The organism is Arenibacter sp. S6351L, from assembly GCF_023016025.1.
Lineage (GTDB): Bacteria > Bacteroidota > Bacteroidia > Flavobacteriales > Flavobacteriaceae > Arenibacter > Arenibacter algicola_B.
Map to the genome: position 1 here is coordinate 1 of NZ_JALKBB010000066.1, position 3,999 is coordinate 3,999.

3 protein-coding genes are annotated in these 3,999 nt (G+C 44.7%); all 3 read right to left on the reverse strand.

Annotated features, from left to right (window positions below; genetic code table 11):
* Nucleotides 1–1,493, reverse strand: a 1,493-nt coding sequence (locus MWU82_RS24330; RefSeq protein ID WP_281502470.1) for a hypothetical protein, incomplete at its 3' end; no start/stop codon positions are given.
* 547 nt (nt 1,494–2,040) lie between these two features.
* On the reverse strand, nt 2,041–3,189 hold the full coding sequence (locus MWU82_RS23830; protein WP_247098237.1) for a gliding motility-associated C-terminal domain-containing protein: 1,149 nt from the start codon (nt 3,187–3,189) through the stop codon (nt 2,041–2,043).
* Between the two features lie 19 nt (nt 3,190–3,208).
* Nucleotides 3,209–3,999 (reverse strand): bZIP transcription factor (locus MWU82_RS23835; protein WP_247098238.1); only part of this gene is annotated, 791 nt, incomplete at its 5' end.

Below are 3,999 nucleotides of genomic sequence, written 5' to 3' on the forward strand. Positions count from 1 at the left end.
TGAATACCTTGAGCACCGGTTTCTCCAGTATTACCTTTCTCGCCTTGATCACCTTTTAGACCTTGGATACCCTGTTCACCAGTTGCTCCTGTAGCTCCGGTTTCACCTTTTTCACCTTGAGCTCCAGTATCTCCCTTGTCACCCTTATCACCTTTTTCACCAGTTGCTCCCTGAATACCTTGCTCTCCAGTTGCTCCTGTGGCACCAGTCTCACCTTTTTCACCTTGTTCTCCAGTGGCACCAGTGGCTCCTGTAGCTCCGGTTTCACCTTTTTCACCTTGAGCTCCAGTATCTCCTTTGTCACCTTTCTCACCTTTGTCACCTTGAGCTCCGGTATCACCTTTTTCACCCTGTTCACCAGTCGCTCCAGTTTCGCCTGTTGCACCAGTATCACCTTTCTCACCTTGGTCCCCCTTATCTCCTTTGTCACCTTTTACACCTTGGATACCCTGTTCTCCGGTAGCACCAGTGGCTCCGGTCGCACCGGTGTCTCCTTTCTCACCCTGTTCACCAGTCGCTCCAGTTGCTCCTGTGGCACCAGTATCACCTTTTTCACCTTGTTCTCCAGTGGCACCAGTGGCTCCTGTAGCTCCGGTTTCACCTTTTTCACCAGTAGCACCGGTATCTCCTTTGACGCCCTGGTCGCCTGTGGCTCCGGTCGCACCCGTGTCTCCTTTATCTCCTTGATCACCCTTTACACCCTGGATACCTTGCTCTCCAGTAGCACCAGTAGCTCCAGTTGAACCTGTAGCACCGGTTTCTCCAGTATCTCCCTTGTCACCCTTTAAACCTTGGATACCTTGCTCTCCAGTTGCTCCTGTGGCACCAGTATCACCTTTTTCACCTTGTTCTCCAGTGGCACCAGTGGCTCCTGTAGCTCCGGTTTCACCAGTATCTCCTTTTACTCCTTGGTCTCCCTTAGCTCCAGTTTCTCCTTGTATACCTTGAATTCCTTGGGCTCCAGTAGCCCCGGTATCTCCTTGATCACCCTTTGCTCCAGTATCACCTTTGTCTCCCTGGTCGCCTTTGGCTCCGGTCGCACCAGTATCTCCTTTGGCCCCAGTAGTACCTGTAGCTCCGTTTGCACCAGAAATACCAGCAGGCCCTTGCGGACCTGTTAGGTTTGGGGTTGTAAATTTTGTTCCGTCTGTATAATTGAAAGTAAATGTCCCGTTGCCATTATCGACAGTAGATTGTATGCCGACACCCCCAGTGGCAGTTGAACCGCCTGTACAAAGGCTATTCCATTGTGTTCCGTTGTAAAAGAAAACGCAGCGCGCATCGGTGTTGAATACCATTGCCCCACGAAGTGGTTTAATGGATTGCATTTGTGTATTGGAAACTCTAGTAAGTACAAATGCTTTGGTAGTACTCTCCAATTCAACTATGGAAGCTGCATTAATGCTGTTTGGATTTTCACCAATCTTTACTTGTGCAGTTGCAAAGGTGCAACTCATCAAGAACACTAAAAGGAGTAATTTTTTAAAGTCCATTCAAGGGGAATTAGGGGTGCAATGACCTATATAAACCCAAATTTAGATGACTAATTATGGAATGTTAAAAAAATGTTGTGAACTGGATAAAAGGAGTTGTGTACATATCTTATTGAAAATTAGGTCTATAAAATATGCCTTTGGTCGAACGCTAAAAAGAAGGAAGAGCCCTACAAAACGGTTAAGGTTATTAGAGTTTGTAATTTGATTTGTAAGCCATTTTAAGCAAAGGATTTTGATAATAATTCTGCATCAATTACCCAAAATGATTGAATAATTAGAGCGACAAAAGTTGCGAATCCTTGGATTTGTGTAGTAGGGGAACTTTTATAAGGGGATGCTTCAATTGGCTTGACTTTAGATAGTTCAATCCAAAATGTTATTGGCTGCACAAATGTGGACTTCAGCTTCCCACCCCTTCCGTCTTCTCCTTTGGTCGAATCCACCTTGTCCTCCCGCGGAAAACGCGGGACAGGCTCCTCTCAAGAGGGGAATTTAGTTCTTCAATGTTTGAACTTTCAATATTCAACTTTGAACATTCAACTTTTTAGTGTTCCAAATACAAGAACCCCTGATAGTTAAGTTTAAGATCTTTCATGGCAATCACATAAAAATATACACCATTGGGCAATCCGGCTCCGCGGTTTATGACCAAATTGTCCACATTGGAGTAGCCTGTGAAACCGTTGGTGTAATTGTTTTCCTCATATACTTTTTGGCCTTGGCGGTTAAAAATTCTGATGGTATCGTCCTCAGAGAGTTCCAGTTCCTCTATGTATAGGGCATCGTTAACCCCATCCCCATTGGGGGTTACCAGGTAATTGTCCAGCGTAAGCAATTCTTTGGCGGTGGCTTCGGAGGCAAAGGTGATTAAGGCATAATCGTCCGGTACAAAATTATCCGAAATTAAAAACCCCTGACTTAGGTCGCCCACCACGGAAGCAGCGCCCAGATTTACCCAAGATCTGCCGCTAATGCTCCAGCCTACGGGAATTAACTTGGCCACATCCTCTGTAAGGGCGGCTATATTGCTGCGTTCGTTCCAGCTAATTTGTATGTTAGAGGAAACGCTGCCTTCCAAATGCCAAAATTCTACCTGACTAATATCTCCCATGGTCCTAGGCTTTTTGGTGGGGTCAAAGCTTTCAGGAAAGGTGGTTGGGTTGGTCGGATTTTCCAAATAATAGGCGCATTTGGCAAAACTATTGGTGCCGCTACTATTGAGCGTCAAGGACCGTAATTGTTGTGCATCGCCCACCGGAAAAATAAAATTCTGTTCGTTGTTGATGGTTACATAACCATCTACCTTGGAAAGATCGCCTTCGCCTACATAAAAGGCATCCTGCAGAAAATTAAAATAAATATCCTGTTGTGCCCTTGGGGTCATAAAGTTGCCCGCCACAAAATTGGTGTTGGAGCTGACACTCATGCCTGTGTTGAGCATTACCCCCTGGTCATTGGCAATTTCGGTATCGAAGAACACCGGCATAAAGGCGCCAGAAACACTGATCATGTTACTGCCATAAAAACCTGCCAGGCCCAAATTCTGGTCAAAGGAAGCATTGTTGATCAGATCTGTATGAAACCCTATCTGCCCCTCATTGTGGATACGGATGTTGCCAGTGTTGTACAGGGCCGTTTGGGCCTGTATCCCTAGGGGTAGCAACAACGCGAGGATGTAGATTAGGTTCTTCATGTTCTTTGGGCCAATACCCTTAGTGCTTATTTTTTAATAATGCCTTTATTTCTTCCATGTCCTTACGGAGCGACTGTAGTTCTGCGGACAGGGATTCGTTTTCGGTTTTAAGTTGATCTATTTTCTTTTCCTGCTCTATGGTATGGAGGAACAATTCCTCTATTTTTTCGAGATTAAGTTTGGATGCCTGTCCTAAGTCCCAAAAACCTTGTTTCTTAATTTCCGCTGAAGATTGAATACCTGGTAAATGATGATGTTTTTTTACGAAGGCTTCTATTTGCGCCAAGGTTTGGAAGTCATAACTTTCTTTTAAATCAGAATTCCCTAAAAAGTATTTTTGGAAGACGTAGTCTGGATGTACTTGGCCAGATGCAGTAGTTGATATAGTTCCACCAACAAATAGGTTTCCTGTCGTAGTTACTGCATTACCATTAATATTTCCAGTAGTAATAATATCTAGAGTACCAAAATTGGGGGATATTTTTGTTCCTGCTATAGCAGCGGAATTTGAAATGTCTATATCTGCTATAGTTCCGTTAGCTATTTTTAGTGAAGTGACTGCTCCATTTTTTATCTTAGCTGCTTCAATTGCCTCGTCCGCAATATCATCTTTCTGTACCTGTCCGTCGAGGATTTTGTCGGTGGTCACGGCATCGTCTGCAATTTGTGCTGTATTTATACTCAGTGGGGTAACTGCAATATTATAGGGGTTACCTGTTGTTCCCGAACCCGAAACTGATACGGTTGCACTTCCGTTCACCTTTGTTTCTGAGCCATCGGAAGAATCCACACTGACCAGGACATATGGAT